Annotated in this window: 18 protein-coding genes and 1 riboswitch; of the genes, 10 read left to right on the forward strand and 8 right to left on the reverse strand. The window is 30.4% G+C overall.

The window, feature by feature from the left end; genetic code table 11:
- Positions 1 to 94 precede the first annotated feature (94 nt).
- From hutH to B8978_RS08100, 3 genes are read right to left on the reverse strand one after another with little or no spacing between them, the layout of a single operon-like run.
- Positions 95 to 1618, reverse strand: coding sequence for a histidine ammonia-lyase (gene hutH / locus B8978_RS08090; RefSeq protein ID WP_084115147.1), 1524 nt, complete (start codon positions 1616 to 1618; stop codon positions 95 to 97).
- Between the two features lie 29 nt (positions 1619 to 1647).
- Positions 1648 to 2898 carry an imidazolonepropionase gene (gene hutI / locus B8978_RS08095; protein ID WP_084115148.1) on the reverse strand — a complete coding sequence of 417 codons (1251 nt, stop codon included), beginning with the start codon at positions 2896 to 2898 and terminating at the stop codon, positions 1648 to 1650.
- A complete protein-coding gene (locus B8978_RS08100) occupies positions 2895 to 4928 on the reverse strand; it encodes a urocanate hydratase (protein WP_084115149.1) in 2034 nt (677 codons plus the stop codon). Before B8978_RS08100 ends, hutI begins: the two co-directional genes overlap by 4 nt.
- Before the next feature lie 113 nt (positions 4929 to 5041).
- Positions 5042 to 5143, forward strand: a riboswitch (purine riboswitch).
- Positions 5144 to 5291: 148 nt separating this feature from the next.
- On the opposite strand from B8978_RS08100, the gene B8978_RS08105 reads away from it, so the two are divergent.
- The 3 genes from B8978_RS08105 to B8978_RS08115 all read left to right on the forward strand — a co-directional run bounded on the left by B8978_RS08105 (position 5292) and on the right by B8978_RS08115 (position 9296).
- Complete coding sequence (locus B8978_RS08105) at positions 5292 to 6605, forward strand: nucleobase:cation symporter-2 family protein (RefSeq protein WP_084115150.1); 1314 nt, start codon at positions 5292 to 5294, stop codon at positions 6603 to 6605.
- Between the two features lie 20 nt (positions 6606 to 6625).
- On the forward strand, positions 6626 to 7198 hold the full coding sequence (locus tag B8978_RS08110; RefSeq protein WP_084115151.1) for a xanthine phosphoribosyltransferase: 573 nt from the start codon (positions 6626 to 6628) through the stop codon (positions 7196 to 7198).
- Positions 7199 to 7409: 211 nt separating this feature from the next.
- The gene (locus B8978_RS08115; protein ID WP_084115152.1) at positions 7410 to 9296 is read left to right on the forward strand and encodes a BMP family ABC transporter substrate-binding protein; all 1887 of its coding nucleotides are present in this window, start codon (positions 7410 to 7412) and stop codon (positions 9294 to 9296) included.
- A gap of 491 nt (positions 9297 to 9787) precedes the next feature.
- On the opposite strand, the gene B8978_RS08120 is transcribed toward B8978_RS08115, so the two are convergent.
- Positions 9788 to 10375 carry a metallophosphoesterase family protein gene (locus tag B8978_RS08120; RefSeq protein ID WP_084115153.1) on the reverse strand — a complete coding sequence of 196 codons (588 nt, stop codon included), beginning with the start codon at positions 10373 to 10375 and terminating at the stop codon, positions 9788 to 9790.
- A 161-nt stretch (positions 10376 to 10536) separates the two neighbouring features.
- Between B8978_RS08120 and B8978_RS08125 the strand changes: the two genes are divergently transcribed.
- Positions 10537 to 11505 (forward strand): aromatic acid exporter family protein, encoded by a 969-nt coding sequence (locus B8978_RS08125; protein WP_084115154.1) that lies wholly within the window; start codon positions 10537 to 10539, stop codon positions 11503 to 11505.
- A gap of 59 nt (positions 11506 to 11564) precedes the next feature.
- On the opposite strand, the gene B8978_RS08130 is transcribed toward B8978_RS08125, so the two are convergent.
- Positions 11565 to 12161: a DUF4489 domain-containing protein gene (locus B8978_RS08130; RefSeq protein WP_084115155.1), complete on the reverse strand. Its 597-nt coding sequence runs from the start codon at positions 12159 to 12161 to the stop codon at positions 11565 to 11567.
- A 120-nt stretch (positions 12162 to 12281) separates the two neighbouring features.
- On the reverse strand, positions 12282 to 13046 hold the full coding sequence (locus B8978_RS08135; protein ID WP_084115156.1) for a hypothetical protein: 765 nt from the start codon (positions 13044 to 13046) through the stop codon (positions 12282 to 12284).
- Positions 13047 to 13201: 155 nt separating this feature from the next.
- Here B8978_RS08135 and B8978_RS08140 point away from each other — a divergent pair, with 155 nt between their 5' ends.
- A complete protein-coding gene (locus tag B8978_RS08140; RefSeq protein ID WP_084115157.1) occupies positions 13202 to 14641 on the forward strand; it encodes a coiled-coil domain-containing protein in 1440 nt (479 codons plus the stop codon).
- A 70-nt stretch (positions 14642 to 14711) separates the two neighbouring features.
- Positions 14712 to 15821: a YncE family protein gene (locus B8978_RS08145; protein WP_139796006.1), complete on the forward strand. Its 1110-nt coding sequence runs from the start codon at positions 14712 to 14714 to the stop codon at positions 15819 to 15821.
- Between the two features lie 77 nt (positions 15822 to 15898).
- Here B8978_RS08145 and B8978_RS19810 read toward each other — a convergent pair whose 3' ends face one another.
- Positions 15899 to 16051, reverse strand: a complete 153-nt coding sequence (locus tag B8978_RS19810; RefSeq protein ID WP_176212647.1) for a hypothetical protein — start codon at positions 16049 to 16051, stop codon at positions 15899 to 15901.
- A gap of 186 nt (positions 16052 to 16237) precedes the next feature.
- On the opposite strand from B8978_RS19810, the gene B8978_RS08150 reads away from it, so the two are divergent.
- Positions 16238 to 17302 carry an oxidoreductase gene (locus B8978_RS08150; protein ID WP_084115159.1) on the forward strand — a complete coding sequence of 355 codons (1065 nt, stop codon included), beginning with the start codon at positions 16238 to 16240 and terminating at the stop codon, positions 17300 to 17302.
- A 79-nt stretch (positions 17303 to 17381) separates the two neighbouring features.
- On the opposite strand, the gene B8978_RS08155 is transcribed toward B8978_RS08150, so the two are convergent.
- Positions 17382 to 19613 (reverse strand): sensor domain-containing diguanylate cyclase, encoded by a 2232-nt coding sequence (locus B8978_RS08155; RefSeq protein ID WP_084115160.1) that lies wholly within the window; start codon positions 19611 to 19613, stop codon positions 17382 to 17384.
- 199 nt (positions 19614 to 19812) lie between these two features.
- On the opposite strand from B8978_RS08155, the gene B8978_RS08160 reads away from it, so the two are divergent.
- Genes B8978_RS08160 through B8978_RS08170 form a run of 3 tightly spaced genes read left to right on the forward strand, consistent with a single transcriptional unit; the run spans position 19813 to position 22484 of the window.
- Positions 19813 to 20751, forward strand: a complete 939-nt coding sequence (locus B8978_RS08160; RefSeq protein WP_084115161.1) for an ABC transporter ATP-binding protein — start codon at positions 19813 to 19815, stop codon at positions 20749 to 20751.
- 12 nt (positions 20752 to 20763) lie between these two features.
- A complete protein-coding gene (locus tag B8978_RS08165) occupies positions 20764 to 21507 on the forward strand; it encodes an ABC transporter permease (protein ID WP_084115162.1) in 744 nt (247 codons plus the stop codon).
- Positions 21507 to 22484 (forward strand): ABC transporter permease, encoded by a 978-nt coding sequence (locus tag B8978_RS08170; RefSeq protein ID WP_084115163.1) that lies wholly within the window; start codon positions 21507 to 21509, stop codon positions 22482 to 22484. Before B8978_RS08165 ends, B8978_RS08170 begins: the two co-directional genes overlap by 1 nt.
- Positions 22485 to 22495: the final 11 nt, after the last annotated feature.

Raw genomic sequence — 22495 nt, forward strand, 5'->3', positions numbered from 1 at the left:
TTTTTTAAATCATATGTTATATTCTGAACTTTAGTGAAACTAACACTCAGATGGTGTCAAAATCAAACCACATCTGAGTGTTAGTTTCACTTTATTATATATTTAATTTAACTATCTTCTCAACACCATCTAAAAGCGTGCCGTCCTTCAAAAGTTCTTCACATTTATCTATTTCTTTATACATAATGGTATCCTCTTCAATAAAGGCTACATGTTCTCTTACAAGTCTATAAGCTTCAGCAGTTCCAACACCAAGCTTCAAGCCCTCTCTGAAGTCTATTGCTTGACAAGCTGCCATAATTTCTGTGGCAAGTACTCTTCTTACATTATTTACAATTTCAAGAGACTTATTGACAGAAATACTTCCCATACTTACATGATCTTCTTGATTTGCAGAAGATGGAATAGAATCCACGCAAGCAGGATGAGCAAGTACTTTATTTTCTGATACTAAGGCTGCAGCAGAATATTGTGTAATCATAAAACCTGAATTAAGACCTCCATTTTTAGCAAGGAAGGCAGGTAAATCATTTAAATTTGAATTTATAAGCCTTTCAAGTCTTCTCTCAGATATATTAGCAATCTCAGCAACGGCAATACCTAAAAAGTCAAAACTTAAAGCAATCGGCTGTCCGTGGAAATTACCACCGGAAATAACATCACCATTGTCAAATATAAGAGGATTGTCTGTGGCAGAATTCATCTCTATATCCACTGTTCTCTTTACATAGTTTACAGCATCTTTGCTGGCACCGTGTACTTGAGGAACACATCTTAGGGTATAAGCATCTTGGGTTCTTATTTCACCTTGATCTGTTACAAAAGTGCTGCCATCAATTAGAGAGAGTATATTTTCAGCAGTAACTGCTTGACCTGCATGAGGTCTAACATTTTGAACTCTTGGATCAAAAGCGGTTCTTATACCTCTTAGCGCCTCTAAAGAAAGAGCCGCTGCGATATCACTTAACTTTAGCAGGTTAATACTGTTATATAAAGCGATAACTCCAGCACCAGTCATTACTTGAGTTCCATTGATAAGAGCTAAGCCTTCCTTGGAAGTTAACTCAACAATGGCAATGCCAGCTCTTTCCATAGCGATTTTTCCAGGTAAAACTTCACCATTAAACTCAGCTTCACCTTCACCAAGCATTGGAAGAACCATGTGAGCAAGTGGGGATAAATCACCAGAAGCACCTAAAGACCCTTTTTCTCTTATAATTGGATGCACACCTTTGTTTAACATTTCAAGTAGGGTTTCTATAACACATAAACGTATTCCAGAATATCCTTTTGATAATGCATTTGCACGTAGAAGCATTACTGATCTTACAATTTCCTTTGGAAAATTATTGCCGGTACTACAAGCATGGGATAAAATCAATTTTCTCTGTAAATCCTTACATTCATCCTTTGAAATTGTTACGTTTGAAAATTTACCAAAGCCTGTATTTATGCCATAGGCTATTTTATTATTGTTAACTATGTCATCAACTATTTTTCTTGATTTTATAATTCCATCTTTTGCAGCTTCATCAATTTCTACTTTATAGCCATGAAAAGCTATATTTATAACATCTGTAATAGTAAGTTCACTACCATTTAATTTAATTGTATTCATATTTAGTCCTTTCTGATATAAGAATATATCTAAACAAGTTTTCCATTTTCCACGACAATTGAACCATTTTTTATGACTTTATTAACTGCATTGATTCCAAAATGATATAGTAAGTAATTTATATTCTTGGCATCGAAAATTACTAAATCAGCCTTTTTATTAACTTCAATACTACCAATTTCATCTTCCATGCCTATGGCATAAGCTGCATTTATAGTCATGGCATTTATTATTTCTTCAGGCAAAAGTTTTAAGCCAAAACATGCAAAGGTCATAGTGCTCTGAAGTGATTCTGTTGGAGAGGTACCAGGATTGCAATCAGTTGCTAGAGCTACAGGTACCCCAGCTTCAATCATTTTTCTAGCCGGTGCAAATTTATTTAGCATAAGGTAAAAAGAAGTTGTTGGGAGTAATACTGCACAAACTTTATTTTCTGCCATTGCTTTTATTCCAGCGTCAGTTGCTGCTACAAGATGTTCAGCTGAAGTAGCATTAAGTTTACCTGCAAGTTCAGCTCCACCTACAGATTCAATTTCATCTGCATGAATTTTAATTTTTAAGCCAGCTTTTTTGCCTGCAAGTAAAATCTTGCTTGCTTCATTAGTATCAAAAACTCCATTTTCACAAAAACAATCAATAAAGGTTGCTAGATTATTCTCAGCTATATAAGGAATAACCTCTTTTATAATGAAATCCATGTATCCATTTCTATCCGTTTTATATTCCTTTGGTACAGCATGTGCACCAAGATAAGTGGATACAATGTCTATTGGATGTTTTGTGTTTAAGTTTTGGTTAACCTTAAGCATTTTGATTTCAGTATCAAAATCAAGACCATAACCGGATTTACTTTCAATAGTAGTTGTACCATGTGAAAGCATCAAATCTAACCTTTTTTTAGTCTCAAGCTCTAATTCATATTCAGAAGCTTTTCTAGTGTTTTCTACTGTACTTAGTATACCACCACCAGCGTTTAGTATATCAATGTAATTCATGTTATTAAGCTTTAAAGGAAGCTCAAATTCTCTAGAGCCAGCATATACAACATGTGTATGGCTATCTATTAAACCTGGAGTTACAGTTTTACCTTCTGCATCTATTACAAAGTCATCTTCAGGTAAATATTTTTTATAGCCATCACCATGACCAACATCTATAATTATTTCGTTTTTTGTTACAATATAGCCATTTTCTATTATTCCTGCGTCTTTTAAGTTATCTTTAAGTTTTGGAAAATCACCAGCACAAGTCACAAGGCAGCCTATATTTTTAATTATCATATTTTCTCCTTAAAATATTTATCTACAACGTCATTTATTAAATTTTCATCTGATAGATAAGGTATTGTTACATGATCTGTGCCTTCATGAGTTTTGTTAAATTCTATTATGGTTTCTATTGAGTTTTCGTTTCTAGCCCAAGAACGTCTTGAAACTCCACCCATAACATCCCAGCTTATAGCAGATTTTATGATTTCGTCTACTCTATAACTTCCATCTAAAACAAGACCAAAGCCACCATTTATGGATTTACCAACTCCAACTCCGCCACCATTATGAAGTGCAACAAGGCTCATTCCTCTAGCAGCATTTCCAGCATAACATTGAATTGCCATATCAGCCATAACGTTACTTCCATCTTTTATATTTGAAGTTTCTCTAAAAGGAGAATCTGTTCCACTTACATCATGATGGTCTCTGCCTATCATGATTGGTCCAACCTCACCAGTTCTTACAAGTTCATTAAATTTAAGAGCAATTTTTATACGGCCAATAGCGTCTTGATAAAGGATTCTAGCTTGTGTACCTACAACCATCTTGTTTTTTTCTGCATCTTTTATCCAATTGTAATTATCTCTATCTTGATATCTTCTATCAGGATTTATGGAGGCCATAGCTGCATGATCGGTTTTAATTAAGTCTTCTTTTTTCCCACTTAGGCAAACCCATCTAAAAGGACCATAGCCATAGTCGAATAATTGAGGTCCCATTATATCTTCAACATATGAAGGAAATATGAAACCATCTTTATCATCAATACCATTTTTGGAGATTTCATTAACACCAGCATCATAAACTGCCTTCATAAAGGAATTTCCGTAATCGAAAAAATAAGTTCCTTTAGCCACCATGATTTTTATTAATTCAAAGTGTCTTTTAAGTGTTTTGTCTACCAAATCATTGAAGGCAGTTCTATCTTCCGCTAGAAGTTTAGTTCTCTCTTCAAAGCTGATACCTTGTGGACAATAACCTCCTTCATATACTGCATGGCAAGAAGTTTGGTCGGATAGTAAATCTATCTTCACATTATTTTTAACTACATATTCTAATAAGTCAACTATGTTTCCATGATAAGCAATTGAAATAGGTTGCTTTTTAGCTATATACTCTTTTGCAATGGTAAAAACTTCATCTAAATCAGAACATACTTTTTTAATCCAACCTTGCTGAAGCCTTGTGTTTATTCTTGATAAATCAACTTCAGCAAAAATTCCAACACCATTTGCTATTTCCATTGCCTTTGGTTGAGCGCCACTCATGCCACCAAGTCCAGAACTTACAAAGGTATGTCCACGTAAATCTCCATCATTTGGTATGTGAAGTTTCATTCTTCCAGCATTTAAAAGTGTGTTAAAAGTACCATGGACTATGCCTTGAGGTCCAATGTACATCCAACCACCAGCAGTCATTTGACCATAGTTTGCAACACCCATTTGTTCTGCAACTTCCCAATCTTTAAGATTATCAAACATACCTACCATTAACGCATTTGTTATTATTACTCTTGGAGCATTTGGATTTGATTTGAAAAGACCAAGCGGATGACCTGATTCTACTACAAGGGTTTGGTCTACTGTTAGCTGCTCTAAATATTTTTTAATAAGTCTATATTGCATCCAATTTTGACAAACACTGCCGGTTTCTCCGTAGGTAACAAGTTCATAAGGATAAAGGGCAACTTCAAAGTCTAGGTTGTTATCTATCATAACTTGGAAGGCTTTACCTTCAACACATTTACCTTTATAAGCATCTATTGGTTTACCATAAATTCTTCCTTCTGGTCTAAACCTGTAACCATAAATTCTTCCACGAGTTGTTAATTCAGAAAGAAATTCTGGTATTAAGACTTCATGATATTTTGGATTTATATACCTTAGTGCATTTTTTAAAGCAATTTCTGTTTGAGCAGGAGTTAAGGAAAAACCTCTATCAGGAGCTCTTCTTATGCCGCTAGTAAAGCTAGGCATATCAGGAAAACTGTCATCTAAGGTTATTTTCATGGTATTTTCAATATCTGAATTATTAATCATATAAATAATCCCCCTTAAGTGTATTTAATAATAGTATATTATTTTAGCGTCTATATAACGTCTATTAGGAGTTTTTATTATGCTGTTTACAAGCAGGAATGTTATGATATAATGATTTATATCATACAAAAGCTCGTATAATATCGGTAATGTGGTCCGAAAGTTTCTACCTGCTAGCCATAAAATAGCAGACTACGAGGTAATGTGTTTTGAAATGTATATATAATAGTGTACATTTTATTAAACTCAGTATCTCAATTTATTTTGAGGTGCTTTTTTTTATTTCTTATTAAAGTAGGACATGTATCTATGTAAGTGTTTATGTATGATTAAATTTATTTTTAGCATAGGAGAGAATACAACATGGAAAAACTAAAACAAGAAGATGTTAGTAATGAATTAAACTATGGAATTGAGGATAAACCTAAAACTTTAATACAAATTTTATTAGGTTTTCAGCACATATTTGCTGCTTTTGGCGGAATTATAGTTGTTCCAATAGTTGTTTCAGCGGCATTAAAGTTTGATGTAAAAACATCAACAGCATTAATTAGTAGCTCAATATTAATGGCAGGTATTGCTACTTTTATCCAGTCAAAAAAAGTAGGCCCAGTAGGTGCAAAAATAGCCTGTGTTATGGGAACAGATTTTACATTTGTGGCTCCAGCTATTGCAGTAGGTGCAAAGTATGGACTAGCTGGAATTTTAGGGGCAACTATTTTAGGTGGAATACTTGTAATTGTTTTAAGCTTTTTTATAAAACCTTTAATGAAATTATTTCCTCCAATTGTTACAGGAACAGTTGTTACATTAATAGGTTTAACGCTAATACCTGTGGCAATGGATTGGGCAGCAGGTGGAGCTGGAGCAAAGGATTATGGAAGCTTAAAAAATATAGGAATTTCTCTTTTTATAATGATAATAACTTTATTAATAAATCACTATGGAAAAGGACTTATTAGTAGTGCATCAGTTTTAATTGGAATGTTTGTAGGATATTTAATTTGCATTCCACTAGGCATGGTTAATTTTGATTCAGTTTCAAATGCAAGTTTAGTATCATTACCACAAATTTTAGCACATGGTGTAAATTTTAAATTGGATGCAGTGTTACCTTTTATACCAGCTTATTTGGTATCAACTATTGGAACTGTTGGATGTATTAAGGCAATTGGCGAAGTATCAAAAGTAGAATTAGATGATAAACGTATAGGTGCAGGTGTTCTTTCAGATGGTGTTGGTAGCATGCTTGCTGGTTTTTTTGGAGCAATGCCCAATACCTCTTTTAGTCAAAACATAGGACTTATACCACTAACTAAGGTAGCAAGTCGTTACGTTACAATGATGGCAGGAATTATACTGGTTATTTTAGGATTATTACCTAAGTTCGCAGCACTTATAAATATAATGCCACAGCCAGTTCTTGGTGGTGTAGGAATCGTAATGTTTGGAACGGTAGCAGCAGCTGGAATTCAAAGCTTAAGCAATGTAAAAATTACAAACAGAAACTTACTAATTATTGCCACATCAATAGGGCTTGGGCTAGGAGTTACTTTCCGTCCAGATGTTATTGCCAAACTTCCAGATGCATTGAAGATGATTTTTTCATCAGGAATTTCAACTGGAACAATAGCAGCATTATTATTAAATTTAATACTTAAGGAAGATACAAAATAAAAATTATTGAGGTGTAATAGATGAAGGCATTAAAAAAGCGCATAATTGAAGAAGGACATGCATTAAATGAAAATGTGTTGAAGGTGGATTCATTCCTTAATCATCAGGTAGATACAAATTTAATGTATGAAATAGGAACATATTTTAAGGACTATTTTAAAGAAAAGGGAATTACAAAGGTATTTACAATTGAAAGTTCTGGTATTGCACCAGCAGCTATGGCAGCAATGCAAATGAATGTAAAATTTGTAATACTTAAAAAACAAAATTCTAAGATTCTAAATGGAGAGGTTTATCAGACTACTGTGCATTCATTTACGAAGGATACGGATTATGAATTGACACTTTCTAAAAAATATATAGATAAAAATGATAAAGTTTTGCTTATTGATGACTTTTTAGCCAACGGTGAGGCTGCAATGGGTGTAGCGCGTATAATTGATGAAGCAGGAGCAAAACTTACAGGAATAGGCATTGTTATTGAAAAGTCCTTTCAACCTGGTAGAAAACTTTTAGAGACTAAAGGATATGATGTATATTCTTTAGCAAGAATATCTAAATTGGATAAAGATTTAGTTCAATTTATAGAATAGCTTTTTAATATGCTTTAATAAGGATGATTTTTCTATTATAATGAGAAAAATCATCCTTTATTTTTAGCTAAAACTAAGACAAAAAATCAAATTATTTATTCAACAATATCAATAAATATGTGTTAATATTATAGGAGAGTGTTAATTTAGTTTGGCTTTTAAATAATTTAGAATTATTTACAGACTCAGAGGAGTGCAGGAGGTTTTTACTTTGGAAGCAGAAAACCATTATAAGGAAGCAATTAAAAGAGGAAAAAAGGAGTATTTGTTAGAAGGTAAACTTGTATGTCTCGAAGAAATACTTAAAGATGAAGAAATAGTTGCAAATATAGAACTAGGGACTTTGGAAATACCATTAAAAAAAATTATTGGTACTTACTCACATCTAAGAAGTGTTAGCTTTTCTAAAAACTTTATGCCAATAATTGAAGGAAAATCTGAATTTAAGTCTAAATGGATTGCATTGTGCAATCATCACTTAGAAGAAGGAATAAATCAGCCAATTAAAGTATATGAATATTTAAATTATTTCTATGTAATTGAAGGAAATAAGAGAGTAAGTGTTTTGGAATACTTTGGAGCATTTTCTATTACCGCCGAAGTAATAAGACTTGTGCCAAAGAAAAAAGACCATGACGTTATAAATAATATATACTATGAATTTCTAGACTTTTACAATAAGACAAAGATAAACTCAATATGGTTTACCAAAAAGCACAGTTTTCATAAGCTTATGGCATTACTTAAAGAGTATAAACCAGAACTTAAAATTGGTGATAATAAATACAAACATTTCAAAAATTTTATTTATGATACATTCAGAGAGGTATATCATAGATTAGGTGGACAAAAGCTACCTATTACTACAGGAGATGCATTTCTAGAATATGTTTCGCTATACGGAATAAATGAAACTATTAATATAGATGAACTAGAAAATAGGTTAAAGCAGTTATTAAAAGAATTAGTTCATTTTCGAGATAAAAATATAGAAATTCAAACGGATTCAGAAAATGAAACTGGCGGTATGCTTTCAACTATATCCAATTTAATAAGTATTCCTAAAAAGTTAAAAGTGGCTTTTGTTTATGCAAGAACTATTAAGACTTCAGGATGGACATATGGACATGAACTAGGCAGAAGATATATAGATGAAAAGTTAGGAAATCAAATTATAACAAAGTATATTGAAAGTGTTCCTGAAAATGATCAGGATTATAATTATATAAAAACGCTTGCAGAAGAGGGAAACGATGTAATTTTTACAACTAGTCCTATTTTTAGAAATGCTACATTAAGATGTGCATTAGAATATCCAAATGTAAAATTTTTTAATTGTTCAGATGATAGACCTTATGAGCATATGAGTTGTTATTTTGGAAGAATTTATGAACCTAGATTCTTGACTGGAATTATAGCAGGGGCAATGACTAAAACTAATATAATTGGTTATGCAGCAACAAATCCATCTTCGGAAGTTATTTCAGGGATTAATTCTTTTGCATTGGGAGCTAAGATTGTAAACCCATATTCAGAGGTAAAGGTTGCGTGGACTAGGGAATGGAATAGTCATGAAAAATTTACTAATGCAGAAGAAAAGCTTCATAGTAAAAATTGTGATGTTATTTCAAATAGAAATCTTAAGGTAGCTAGAGATGAAACGGAAAGATACGGTGTGTATTCTATGCTTTGCAGTTTTGAAAATGGAAGTAAAGAGCCAAACAAATATTTGGCAGCTCCAATTTGGAACTGGGGAGTTTATTATGAAAAAATTTTGAATAATATATTGAATGACAGTTTCAAGTTTATAGTCGATATGTTTAGTCAAAATTCTAAACTAATCAATTTTTGGTATGGGATGTCTGAAGGGGTAGTTGACATATATTACTCTAAGAAATATGTGCCAGTGCCGGTGCAAAAACTTGTGCAGGCTATGAAGAAGATGGTTGTATCAAATGAATTTAATCCATTTACAGGACCAATTTATGATAATAAAGGAACATTAAAAATTGCTGAAGATGAGGAAGCAGCACCAGATGATATTTTAAATATGCGGTGGATGGTTGATAATGTTGAAGCAGAGGAATATGTAAAATAATCAGATTGAAGCATAATACAAAGAAATTGCCAATAATAGGTGAAGGGTTTATGGATAAATCCATAAAGGCTAAGGAAATTTTTCCTCCTTAGGTCGGAAAAATAATAAATTTAAATGTCCTAATATATGAAGATAACTCTACAATATGTTTTAACCGTAGGTTTTTTGCTTTTAGGCGTAGCCTTTGTGGTTATACGATGGTTAATATTTTAATAATACTTATACGCCAAACACCACGACCTTCGGTGAAAAAAATGAAAGGCAAAATACTTTAGATTGTAACTAATTAAGTTTAAAGATTTTTCGTAGCATGGCGGAGAAAAATCATCCATAGCTTTTTCCCACGGAAAACCCATCACCTTTGACCAGCAAAGCGCCCGTCAAACCCATCACCTCGACTTGTCGACCCTTCGCCTTTTCACCGCGAAGCATAGGTGAAAACCCTTCACCCACTTGCTATAATGAAAAAAATAAAGTAAGTATACAAGATTTCAATATTCTAAGATATAATATTCATATGCATTAATAATTTTTGTACTTTTATACATTGTGAGCCTTGGTTTTTTGCCATAATTCATATGTACGTGCCCATGTAGAAAATATTTTGGAGAAAACTTGTCTAAAAGTTTATTAAAACATACATAACCTTCATGACATAAATCGTTATCATCATTGATACCATTGGCAGGTGCATGTGTTACAAGTATGTCGAATCCTTTTTTTAAAAAGATTTTAAATTTGAGTTTGTTTATTTTATGGCACATCTGTTTTTCTGTATATAAAAATGGTTCTTCTTTGTATTTCATGCTACCACCGAGACCCAAAATTCTAACTCCATTGTAGACAATTAGCTTATCATCTATACATTCACAACCAGAAGGTGGATTTTTTATGTAATTGCTATCGTGATTTCCATGCACATAAAAAAGTGGGGCATGAATCATAGTAGTTAAATAGCTTAAATAAGTTGATTTTAAATCTCCACAGGATATAATAAGGTCTATATCATCAAATTTTTCTTTTTGAAAAAAATCCCATATATATGTTGATTCGTTATCTGAAACTAGTAATATTTTCATAGAGAAACCTACTTCCTTGTCCTTAGTATCAGTGTAATTGGTGAAGGTATATGAATAATTATAGCATAAATGGTATATATTTTAGGAATTTATTTATTGGAGTTTTGCATAAATTATTTTTCGATAAATTACTAAAACCTTTAAAATAAAGAGGTGAGAATATGAAAAAACTAATTGGACTTAGAACTTTAAAAACAGCATTAGGTTCAGCAATTGCCATTATCATTGCAGAGAGCTTAGGTTTAAAATATGCGGCGGCCGCTGGAATTATAACAATTTTAAGTGTGCAAAATACAAAGAAAACATCAATAACTATCGCGCTTCAAAGAATAGAGTCAACACTGTTAGCATTACTTATATCAGGTATTTTGTTTTGGATTTTTGGATATACTGCAATTGTATTTGGAGTGTATTTAGTAATATTTATTCCGCTTACGGTAATCTTTAAAATTACGGATGGGATTGTTGTAAGTTCAGTACTAGTAACTCATTTGTTAGTTGAAAAGTCTATATCTGTATTTTGGATAAAAAATGAAATTTTACTTATGTTCATAGGTGCGGGAATTGCAATTGTCTTAAATATATATATGCCTAAAATCGAAGGAAAAATAAAAGAAAATCAAAGGGACATTGAAGATTATATGAGAAAGATTTTATTTCATATGGCAGAAGATTTAAGGGGGCAGTCTGTACACATTGAAGAAGAAAAACTTTTTAATAGCTTAGAAATGACTTTAAAAGAAGGTACTGAAAGGGCATATAGGAATTTGAATAATTATATTATTAACGAAGCAAAATATTATGTTCAATATATGGAGATGAGAACACTTCAATATGAAATATTAAAATATATGAGAAAACATTTCGTAAAATTTTATATGAATTTTCAGCAAACAGAAATGGTAGCAGCATTTACAGAAAATGTAGCTTTAAATCTTAGTGAATATAATACGGCAGAAAAACTCATAGAGGAATTGAAGAAAATTATGGAAGCTTGTAAGATTCAAAACCTCCCTAAATCAAGGGAGGAGTTTGAAAACAGGGCAATGTTATTTCAATTTTTAAATGATATAGAATATCTTTTAGAGGTAAAGAAAAAATTTAAATATAATTTAGAAGAAAAAAACTAGTTAAAAAGGGAATACCAAAAGGGTATTCCTTTAAAAATAATAAACGGTATGGAGTAAAATTAATCTACTCGTACACCACCTACTGCAAGTGCAGCTATATTTGCATTTTGAATTTGAACATTTCCAGTATCTGCAACAAGTAAACTAGCAGCAACTACTTCAACTAGGTAAGTGCTTTCTCTTAATCTTATATTTTCTTCTCCGTAAATAAAGCTAAATGGAATAGAAGCTGTATTAATAGCAGCAGCTAAAGTTGGCAAAGATATTGTGTAAGTTTGTAGAGGCTCCTTTACAGATGAAGCTGAATATCCATAACGTATTCTACTTAGTTGGATAGTAATACTATCACCAACACCTAAAATTCCAGTAAGATTTATTAAGCTTGAAAACTCAATTTTTAAATTAGGAAAACAAAATCCTGTAGGATCTAAAGTAACTTGAGCGATTAAACGTGGTGTAGCAGCAGTTATGGTAGGTGCAATAGCAGCATTTATTAAGACTGAAGACCCCTTTCCAATCTCTAAAAGAGCACCACCTGGTATTGGATGTAACTCTTCATGTGATTTAAACTCACAATATTGTGGTGGGCAAGGATCAACACATCTTCTATGGTGTTCATGGCAATCTCCGTTGTTTGTATTTATAAGTGAATTCATAAAATAATCCTCCTCTATTATCTTAATTATAAAGTTAATAAATATTTGGGCTTAAATATTTGTTTCAATACAGTATATGAATTTTCTAACAAAGTGTGAAAAGCTTATATTTGCTAGCTTTTACTCACAAGTTTCATCATCGGGTTCAGAAAATAATGGAGTTAAATTTTGATCAGGGTAAAATTTAGGTACAGGTGCGGTCTTAAATTTCTCACATACATTTTCTTCTGGTTCAGGTTTGCAAGGCTCTTTAGGTACTGGGCAATAATCATAAGCTGGTATAAGAAGCTGTACGATAAGTTCACATTTTACAATGATGTAATAACCCAAGGTTATATCTAGAACATCGCAACAATCTTCACCTTTTGTAAGTAACCCTTGTAGTGCACTTGCAACCATTTCTAGTTTTATAATATTATTTTCAGACCCTTTTTTGTCACCGGGTATAAAGTCATTAGAATCTTGTGATAATGAATCAGGACAATAAAACTTTCCAATCTCATCAGTTCTGTTTATTTCAAAGAATTCAGTTTTGTTTACCGCAGCCTTGCTAATATAGTCTGAGTAAAAAGAAATAGTATAGGTAATAATTAATTTTTTAAAATCTGGATTATCAGTAAGAGGGATTTTTTCAACAGATAATAAATTTATTTTAAAATCTCTACTTCCGATGTATATCTTTGGATCATCTAATGGGTTACTTCTAAGCTCTGCATCTGTTGAATTTGTATCAGGACCTGGATCATAAACAAGACATCTTTTTATAAGACATTGGTCAAATACTTTAGGGACTTCTATGCAAACTAATTCTGAAGGGTCTGGCAAACGTCCTTGCTTATTTACAAGCCCCGGTCTAGGTACAAATTTATCAAAATTGATAGACATATACTTTCCTCCTTTTAGAGACTTTCAATTAGATAAAAATCTATATAATACTTACATTACATCATATGCATAAATGGAAAAATGGTGATGTTTAAGAAATTCATAAGTTATAAAATTGCTTGTGGCAAAATATAAATTTATAGAGGTGGAGTTTTATGAATAATACACATGAGTGGGTATATATTGATTTTATAAAAAATATATGGAAGTTTAAATTAAAAGAAAACGGCAATCTAGTATACGAAGTAATGTATGACAAATGTAAATGGACAAAAGAAAAAATTGTAGCAGATCATGTAATTAAATACAGCATTTATATAGAAGAAGACATCATCCATATAATTTATGCAAATGAGGGTAATGAGCTAAAGTATTGTACATTTAAAAATAAACAATGGTTAGGTAAATTAATTTATAATATTGATGATAAATTTACAATAGAAGACTTAAAGATTTTAATTTTTAATGGTAAGATGCACATATTTTATTTACTAAAAGTAAATAATGCCAATGATCATGGAATTTTAGTTGACTTTATTTGGAGTGGTGAGAAGATTGATATATATACTATAGAAAATATAATACTTAAAGAAGGTATTGAAGATTATTTTAGAACTGTGTCAATTGATGATAAACTGGAAATTTATTTTATTACAGATCAAGGTGATGGCCTTTCACTTAAAATAAGCATTTATAAAGATGAGAAATGGACTGCGGCTAATTGGCTTTATAATATACAAGGAAATAAAATAGAATTTGAAGTAATAAAGGACTTAAATGGAACAAATTTGATAAACAAATCCATTGAAAAAAACAAGTATATATTGGAACATGTATTTATTAATTTAAGTGGAAATATGAAAAGTTATACTATAATGGATAGCAAAAATGAAGTTATTGAACCAAATCTGTTTAATTATGATGATGCTCTTTATTCTAGTTGGATTGAAGAAGGTAAGATTTATTATTCAAAGTTTAAAAATGATAAGTGGAGTTCAGCAAAGTATTTAGATATAGATGCTTCGGCTAAAATTAAAACATGTTATTCATCCATTGTAGATGGAGAGGTTTATGTTAATACAATAAAAATATATTGCATAATGGAACCTGACTTTGAAATTTTATTTATGGATAAATTTATTAAAAATGATGAGGATGATTCTAATGATGAAGTTAATAATAAAAGTGGGGGGGAAATTAGTGACAAATTTGTTGAGGTGAGTGAGACCAATAAAAAATTGGAAAAAGAAATTGATTTCATTAATATACAACTTGAAAAAAAGAATAGGTTAATTGAGGAGTATGAAAAAGGCTATAAAAATAAATTAAGTCTTAAAAAAAATAAAATGTTTTTAGAAATACAACAAAGTATACAAAAGGAACTAGATAGAATAAATAATCAATTAATTCAGGAAAAAGCTATTACACGTAAACTTCAAGATAAACTAAAGGAAAATGAAGAAAAAAATAATATATTAAAAAAACAAGTTGAATTGTTAAATGAGGAGAATAAGAAATTGCAGGAGGATCTTATTACAGAAAAAAATCAAACAATTTTGAGAAAAATTCTTAGGAGAAGATCTAGTGATGTATAAATATTAATGGTAGTTAGGGGATGAGATATATTTTGTGGGAAAAAATGATTTTATATACTATATAACGTATATGGATAAAGGGTTAATTTTAGCTATGGATTGTGATGGAAAAATAAAAAAACAATATGATATTCCTAATAGCGGGAATATACAACTTGATTTAGAGCAGAAAAAAATATATGTATGCGATGTAGATAAAATATACATTTGCAATTTGGAAAATGGTAAGATAGCTGGAACTATGTCTGGATTTATGGCTATTAGTTGCATAAAACTTGATAAAATAAAAAAGAGACTATTTGTGTTAGACCTCTTATGTAAAGAATTGAGTATATACGATGTAACCTCTCTAAATTTAATATCAAGACACTTGAATATAGGACTAAGTCCATATTGTATATGTTTAGAAGATGATGAATATGTTTATATTGGAAATAAAGGAGGAAATACAGAAAAATATAGAAGTTCTATTGTTAAGTTAAATATATTAACAGGAGAAAACAAAGAAATATATTTTGAGAATAAGGGATTAATTACCTCAATTGAATTAGAAGAAAAGTTTTTGTATGCAATAAATTCCAGCTTGAATCAAGTTGAAATAATTGACAGATTTAATGAAAAAAAGGTTGGAAAAATACAGACTAATTTTAAAGAGATAAAAAAAATTTGTTTCATTGCTGAAAAAAATGTACTGTTAATAGTAGGAAGAGATTTGAATAATGAAGTTAAAATTTCTAATATAGATACTGTTTCAAATACAGTTACTGATAATTTTTTTTTACCAGAAATTAAATGTAAAAGCTTTGATATAGAAATAATTTATAAAAAAACGGATAATAAAAATGATTTTGTAAATCAGTCAATACACAGATGTACAGAAAAAATTCAGGATGAGGAATTAGAAACATGTTTAAGAAGAATATATTGGAGGATTCAAGAGGTTAATTCAGAAAAAATTAAAAATGAGAATCAGATATTAAAGCTTAAAGAGAATGTAGCTAGGCTACAGAGAGAAGTGGAACTTAAAAAAAAGCAAATAAAATATCAAGAAGAAAAAACTAATTTTTATATAAAAACTAATGAAAATTTAAAAGAAAAAAATGAATATTTAAGAAAGAAATTGTTTGCAAGTGACAAGGAAAACATAATTATTAAAGAAAAACTTGCGAAAAAAAGATAAGTATGATAGTTGAATGTTAAGTTTAAAATAAACATTAACCTTCAACTATCATACTCAATTTAGAGATTAATAAACTTCTATTTTTCAGGAGTATTGTTTTTAACAGTTGTAGTCCATTGATTGTCTGTTTCTGTCTTCTCTTCTTTACCTTTGCTAGTTGAAGATTTAAATGGCTTATTACTTTGTGATGCCCATTGATTATCTGTACTAGATTTTAGTTGCTTTGACATTATAAAAACACTTCCTTTAATCAATATTTTCTTGATTAGTTTACTTAATTTTTTTAAATATATTCATATCAATTAAACTATAGTATGCTTTTTGTAACTATATGAGTATAAAGTGCGTTATTGCTAAAAAGAATGTTTTAACTTATCATTTTATTGAAGTAGTAGATATTATTTTGGAGGAAAAAAATGGACAATATTTTTTCAAAAATTCATATTAAAAAACATACAATTAAAAATAGAATAGTAATGGCACCTATGGTCACCTTTAAGTACATAGATGAAAGTGGAGTTGTCACAAAAGAGCATGTAGAGCACTACGAAAAGAGGGCTAAGGGGGGCGTTGGTCTAATAATAACTGAGGCGGTCTGTATTAATCCTAATGGACGGCTAGCACAGAGACAACTCAGATTTTGGTCTGATGATTATATTGATGGAATGAGTAAAATAGCAGAAGTTTGTCACTTAAATGGATCTAAAGTTATAGCACAAATTCATCATGCAGGACTTAACAGCTCAAAGGATGCTTCAAAGGATATTGTAGCGCCATCAAATTTTGATAAGGATGGTATATTAGCGAGAGAACTTGAAGTTTTTGAAATACATGACTTACAAAAAGATTTTATACATGCAGCAAAAAGAGCTAAAAAGGCTGGGTTTGATGGAATAGAGCTTCATGGAGCACATGGATACCTTATAAGTCAGTTCCTTTCACCAGAAATAAATAAAAGAAATGATTTGTATGGTGGAAGTACAAAAAATAGAGCTAGGTTTGCATCAGAGATAATTGAAGCTATCAGAAGTGAATTAGGTGAAGAATTCATTATTTCAATAAGAATGGGGAGTAACGACGGCAGCTTAAAAGAAGCCATTGAAGTAGCAAAGGAATTTGAAGGTGCAGGAGTAGATTTAATAGATGTATCTTTTGGATTTAATGCTGCGAAGGCTAATGATATAGAAGTACCTGAAAATTTTGCTTATAACTGGATAGTATATGGTGGAACGGAAATGAAAAAGCAGTTAAAGGTGCCAGTTATAGTGGTAAATGATATAAAAACACCGGAGCAAGCAAATTATCTAGTGGAAAATAAATTATCAGATTTTGTTGCTTTAGGAAAGGCGCTTTTAGTAGATGAAGAATGGGTAAATGAAGCTGAAAAAAAAGAACCTATAAGTAAGTGTTTCGGATGTAAAAGGTGTAATTGGTTTATGGGAGGAAGTAAATGCCCAGGAATAATAGCCAAAAGTAAATAGATACGTGTATGAATCCATAATTTAAATTATGGATTCATATTGCTTAATGCCGAAATACCAGCCATAAGATCACTACAGGTTAAGGTGTAAGCATTACCTCTGCCACTATCTGATTTCTACCTTTGATTTTAGCAGCATATAATGCATCATCAGCACATTTTATAAATTGTGTTATGGTTATATTTTCTTTTGGTATAACAGAAGCTGCACCCATGGTTGCTGTAACTGTATTGCTAATCTTTGAATGAGCATGTGTTATACTTAAATTTTCTATCCTCTTAATAAGTTTTCTTCCAAAGTTTTCAGTGTCATCAATATTACTTTCAGGTAAAAGAATTACAAACTCATCACCACCAAATCGTGCAGCAATATAATTTTTAGGTAAAGAGCGTACAAGTTCCTTACTTATAGAGGAAAGGCAGATATCACCTTGAAGATGACCATAATTGTCATTAAATTCTTTAAAAAAGTCAATATCTAAAATAATTAAAGAAAGATTAGTTTTAGATAATTTAGCTTTTTTCCAAGCATGATTAATTACATGATCAAATTTTCGCCTATTTGCAATTCCAGTTAGACTATCATTTTCAGATAAATAAAGTAACTTATTATTTAATTTTTGAAGTTCATATTGTGCCTTTTTTCTTTTGCTGATTTCAGATTTTAGGTTCATAGACTTAACAGCATTATTTACTGCAATTGCTGCATAAGAAGATAAAGCCCTCATCATTTCTATACTATACTCATTAAATGCATTTGTGCCAGCACTTTGTACAGTTATAATTCCAATGAGTACGGTGCCTATTACAAGTGGTGAATATATAGCAGAGCCAATCCAAGAGTGACTCTTATTTTCAGAGAGATAGTCTGGATTTTTAACGTATTTTGAATAATCATTTTCAATGTCCTTTATAACTATAAATTCATTATTTCTAAGGCAATAAGCAGCTATACTGGAATTGCTTTTAACGCTGATATTAGGCATATTTATAGGCATATTTTTTTCACTACAATAATCATATTTAAGAACTTCTTCATCTTCATCGTATAGAGCTAGAGCAAAACTATCTGCATCCATAATATTATTTATTGTGGTTCCAAGTATTTCTAGTATCTTGTCCAAATCTTGAGTTGAGGTAATCTGTTGACCAAGTGCACTAATTATAGATATATTTTTTATGGTTTGATCAAGTTCCTCTGTTCTTTTTTTAAAAGTTTCGCTTTTCTGTAAAATGTTTATCTTTTCGTTTTCTAGCTTTTGTAATTTGGTCTTAATTTTCAAGGTGTTGGCTCTCTTGCTTTTAATGATTTTATTGTACTCACTTTCAAAAACAAAATACAACTTATAATAATTATAAGCTTCGTATGTATTACCAAGATCTTCATATACACTTGATATAATCTTACATATATCCATGCTCTTGGAAGTGATTTTGTTAGACTTAGATATGTCTAGTGCTTTTATTAAGTGATCTAATGCATTATTTGTATCTTTTCTGTTTATTAGGAATCTACTGTAAGCTATGAGTGAATCTATCTTATAATATAAATGCGAATTAGAGCTGTCCACATTTATTGCTTTAATAAAGTATTTTTTTGAATTTTTATAATCCTCTTTCTTTTCATAAATAGAGGCTAAAATTCTATAAGTTTCAGATATAACTATATTAAAGTCGTAGTGTTTCATATAGTTTATAGCTTCAATTGTTAAATTCTCTGCTAGATTATAATTGCCATTAATATAATTCATATCTCCAAGATTGCTTAGAGATATACCCATTGTTGCACTATAATCCACAAGTTTATCTAACCTTTGTGCCTCATTATAATATATAAGTGCGTTTTTATAGTCTCCAAGAGCTTTATAAACTTCAGCAATATCAGTACATGTTCTTGCCGAATACATTTCAAAGGATGAATTTTTAAAATAGTTTGTATTTTCATTTAAAGATGAAGTAAGCTTGTGTGCTAACATGTAGGAGTCAAAACTCTTTTCATAGTCACCTAAATCAAACAATATGTTGCCAATACATATTTGAGCAGTCACTTGCAGATCATATATATTATTTGCTTGAGAGAGCTTAAGTGAATTAAATAGGTTAGGGAGAGCCTCATCATATTTACTAAGTGTAGAGAGAGCTTCTCCTTTTCTTAGAAGCGATAGAGACATCCCGGCTTCATAACCAAGTTTTTTGCACAACTTAAAAGCTACATCAGCTATAGAAATTGTATCAATAAAATTTTTGTATTTGGTGTCTTCAAGATCTGATAAAATTTTTTTTGCCTCAGAATCAAGATCTATTTTTCCCATATAAAAACCACTCCAATATTAACTATATATTATATAAAAATATAGCAGTAAATCAAAATAATTTCAATTACAATTTAAATATAAATGTAAAAAAATGCAAAAAGATATAGAAAATATAAAAATCAACCTTAGAAATCAACCTACTGGTTGATTTTATTTCAATAATGAAGATATACAATGTGAACAAAGGAGTGATTTTATGAAATCAATTATAGAAATAAAAAATCTTGAAAAAAGTTATAAGGGGAAAAAAGCTGTGAACAATATAAGCTTTAATGTGAAAGAAGGCGAGATACTTTGTTTTTTAGGACCAAACGGTGCAGGTAAAAGCACAACAATAAATATTTTAGCAACGGCATTAAAGCAGGATAAAGGTGAAATTTTATTTCAAGGAGAAAAAGTAAATAAAAATATTAAAAATTTTAAAAAAAAGCTTGGAATAGTACCTCAAGATTTAGCTATATATGAAAACATCTCAGCAGAGGAAAATGTGAAGTTCTTTGCATCTCTTTACGGAATTCATGGAGAAGAGCTTATTAAATGTACAGATAAAGCATTAGAATTTGTAGGGCTTAAGGATAAGAAGAAGGATAAGCCGATAACTTTTTCTGGTGGAATGAAAAGAAGACTTAATATAGCTTGTGCCATAGCTCACAATCCCAAAGTTATAATTATGGATGAACCAACTGTTGGAATAGATCCCCAATCTAGAAATCATATTTTAGATTCCATAAAAAAATTGCAAGAGAGTGGAGCTACAATAATATACACTACTCACTACATGGAAGAAGTCGAAGAAATATCCACCAGGATAATAATAATTGATCATGGTGAAATGATAGCAATGGGAACAAAAGAGGAACTGAAAGCCAAACTAGAGGATGAAAAAATTTATAACGTTGAGGTAGAGAATTTAGGAGATTTAAATAAAGATGAATTTTTCAAAGTGGAAGGTGTAAAAAAAGTTGAGGTAAGCGAGAGTAATGTGGAAATAACAACACTAAAGGGCGTGGAAAATTTAGATAAGTTAATAACTTTATTAATGAACAAAAATGTAAAAATAAATAACATTACTAGTGTAGTAGCTAGTCTTGAAACGGTGTTTTTAAATTTAACAGGAAGAACTTTAAGAGATTAGGGAGGATATGTTATGAGCTTTATTACAGTATTTAAAAGAGATTTGAAAAATTTAACACTTAGTCCAATGCTAGTAATTTATAATACCCTATTCCCTTTTCTTATGGTATTAATTTTAGGCTATTTAACTAGTGGAAACTATGAAGGGGGGAGTGTTACTTCCTATGATTATTATGGTGTAAGCCTTATAATATTTACCGTTTTGTATGTTGCAATGACAGCTGCAAATAGTTTTATGGAAGAAAGGGTGAAGTCCAGTAATTTAAGAATAATGTATTCGCCAATAAATCCATCAAGCATTTATATGTCAAAAATAGCAGCAACTTTTGTGTTTTCATCGGCTTGCATTTTAGCTTCAATGGCAATTTTAAAGCTTTGTCTCAATGTAAATTATGGTGGAGAAAATATAGTATATGTAATTATATTATTAGAACTTTTCAATCTTTTGTCTTGTACAATTGGAATTCTTTTTTGCTGCATATTTAAAAGTGAACAATTAGCCAATAAGACACTCAGTCCATTTTTAAATATTTTTTCTATAATTGGTGGTGCATTTTTCCCAATTGCTAGTCTTGGAAAAACTGTAGAAAAAATATCATGTATATCACCTGCAAAATGGGTAAATGAAGGAATATTTAAAATTATTTATGATAAGGATTTTAGTTATTTTCAGCCTACAGTAATAATATTAATTGCATTAACAATAATATTTTTAATTGGATGTAAATTAACTTTTAAAGTGGAGGATTATGTGTAATGTCAAGAGTAATTAAAAATAATATATTAAGATTAAAAAATGATAAGAGTTATGTTATAAGTGTTTTAGTAATAACTATTGCAACTATACTTTTAGCAGTGTATTTCACTTCAAAGTTTCAAATTAAAGGAAATATTGCGTTAGTTACAAATTCAAATAAATTTGATGTGACATCAAAATATATAAATGTTAATGTTATGAAAAAGGCACCACAAAAATCGGACTTAGTAATGGGAAAGTATGATGCTATAGTAATGGATAAAGAAAAAGGTAACTTTGACGTAGTTACGTACAAAGGTGATGACTTTAAAAAATCTATTGAAGAAGCACTACAAGGTAAAAGGTCTATAAGTTTTAGCTCTGGCGGAACTAGAAAAGCAGGCACAAACATTTTAGGATATTTAACTATGTTTGTACTTATGGAAGGCACAATATTTATGAGGTATTTTTCTGAAGATAAAATTAATGGAACTTTTAAAAGAGTTTTAATTTCACCCATATCAATGAAAAGCTATTTGCTAGCACAATGTATTTTTAATTTTTTCATAATTTATATACCTACTTTTATTGTGTTAGTTGTGGAGAAGCAAATCTTAAAGGTGGATATTGGTTTTAACTATTTTCAGTATGCATACTTGCTAGCAATTCTAACCCTTATTTCAACAGCCTTTGGATTTTTTATGAGTACAGCTATTGAAAATACTGATGATAGTTCCATGATGTCAACTCTTATTATCACATTATCTTCAATACTAGCAGGTTGTTTTTATTCCTTTACCAATAAAAATAATGTTTTAGACAAAATTACAGATATTATGCCACAAAAGAATTATCTAAATCTAGTTCAGGGAATTGAAAATAAAAGTGCAATGTCTAATTATAGCGGGCAACTTATATATATTTTTGCCCTTTCAATTATATTGTTTATTATAGGATCAGTAATTTGCAATAGGAGGTATAGTGAAGGCAAATATTGATATTGACGGTT

Source organism: Clostridium acidisoli DSM 12555 (assembly GCF_900176305.1).
Classification (GTDB): domain Bacteria; phylum Bacillota; class Clostridia; order Clostridiales; family Clostridiaceae; genus Clostridium_I; species Clostridium_I acidisoli.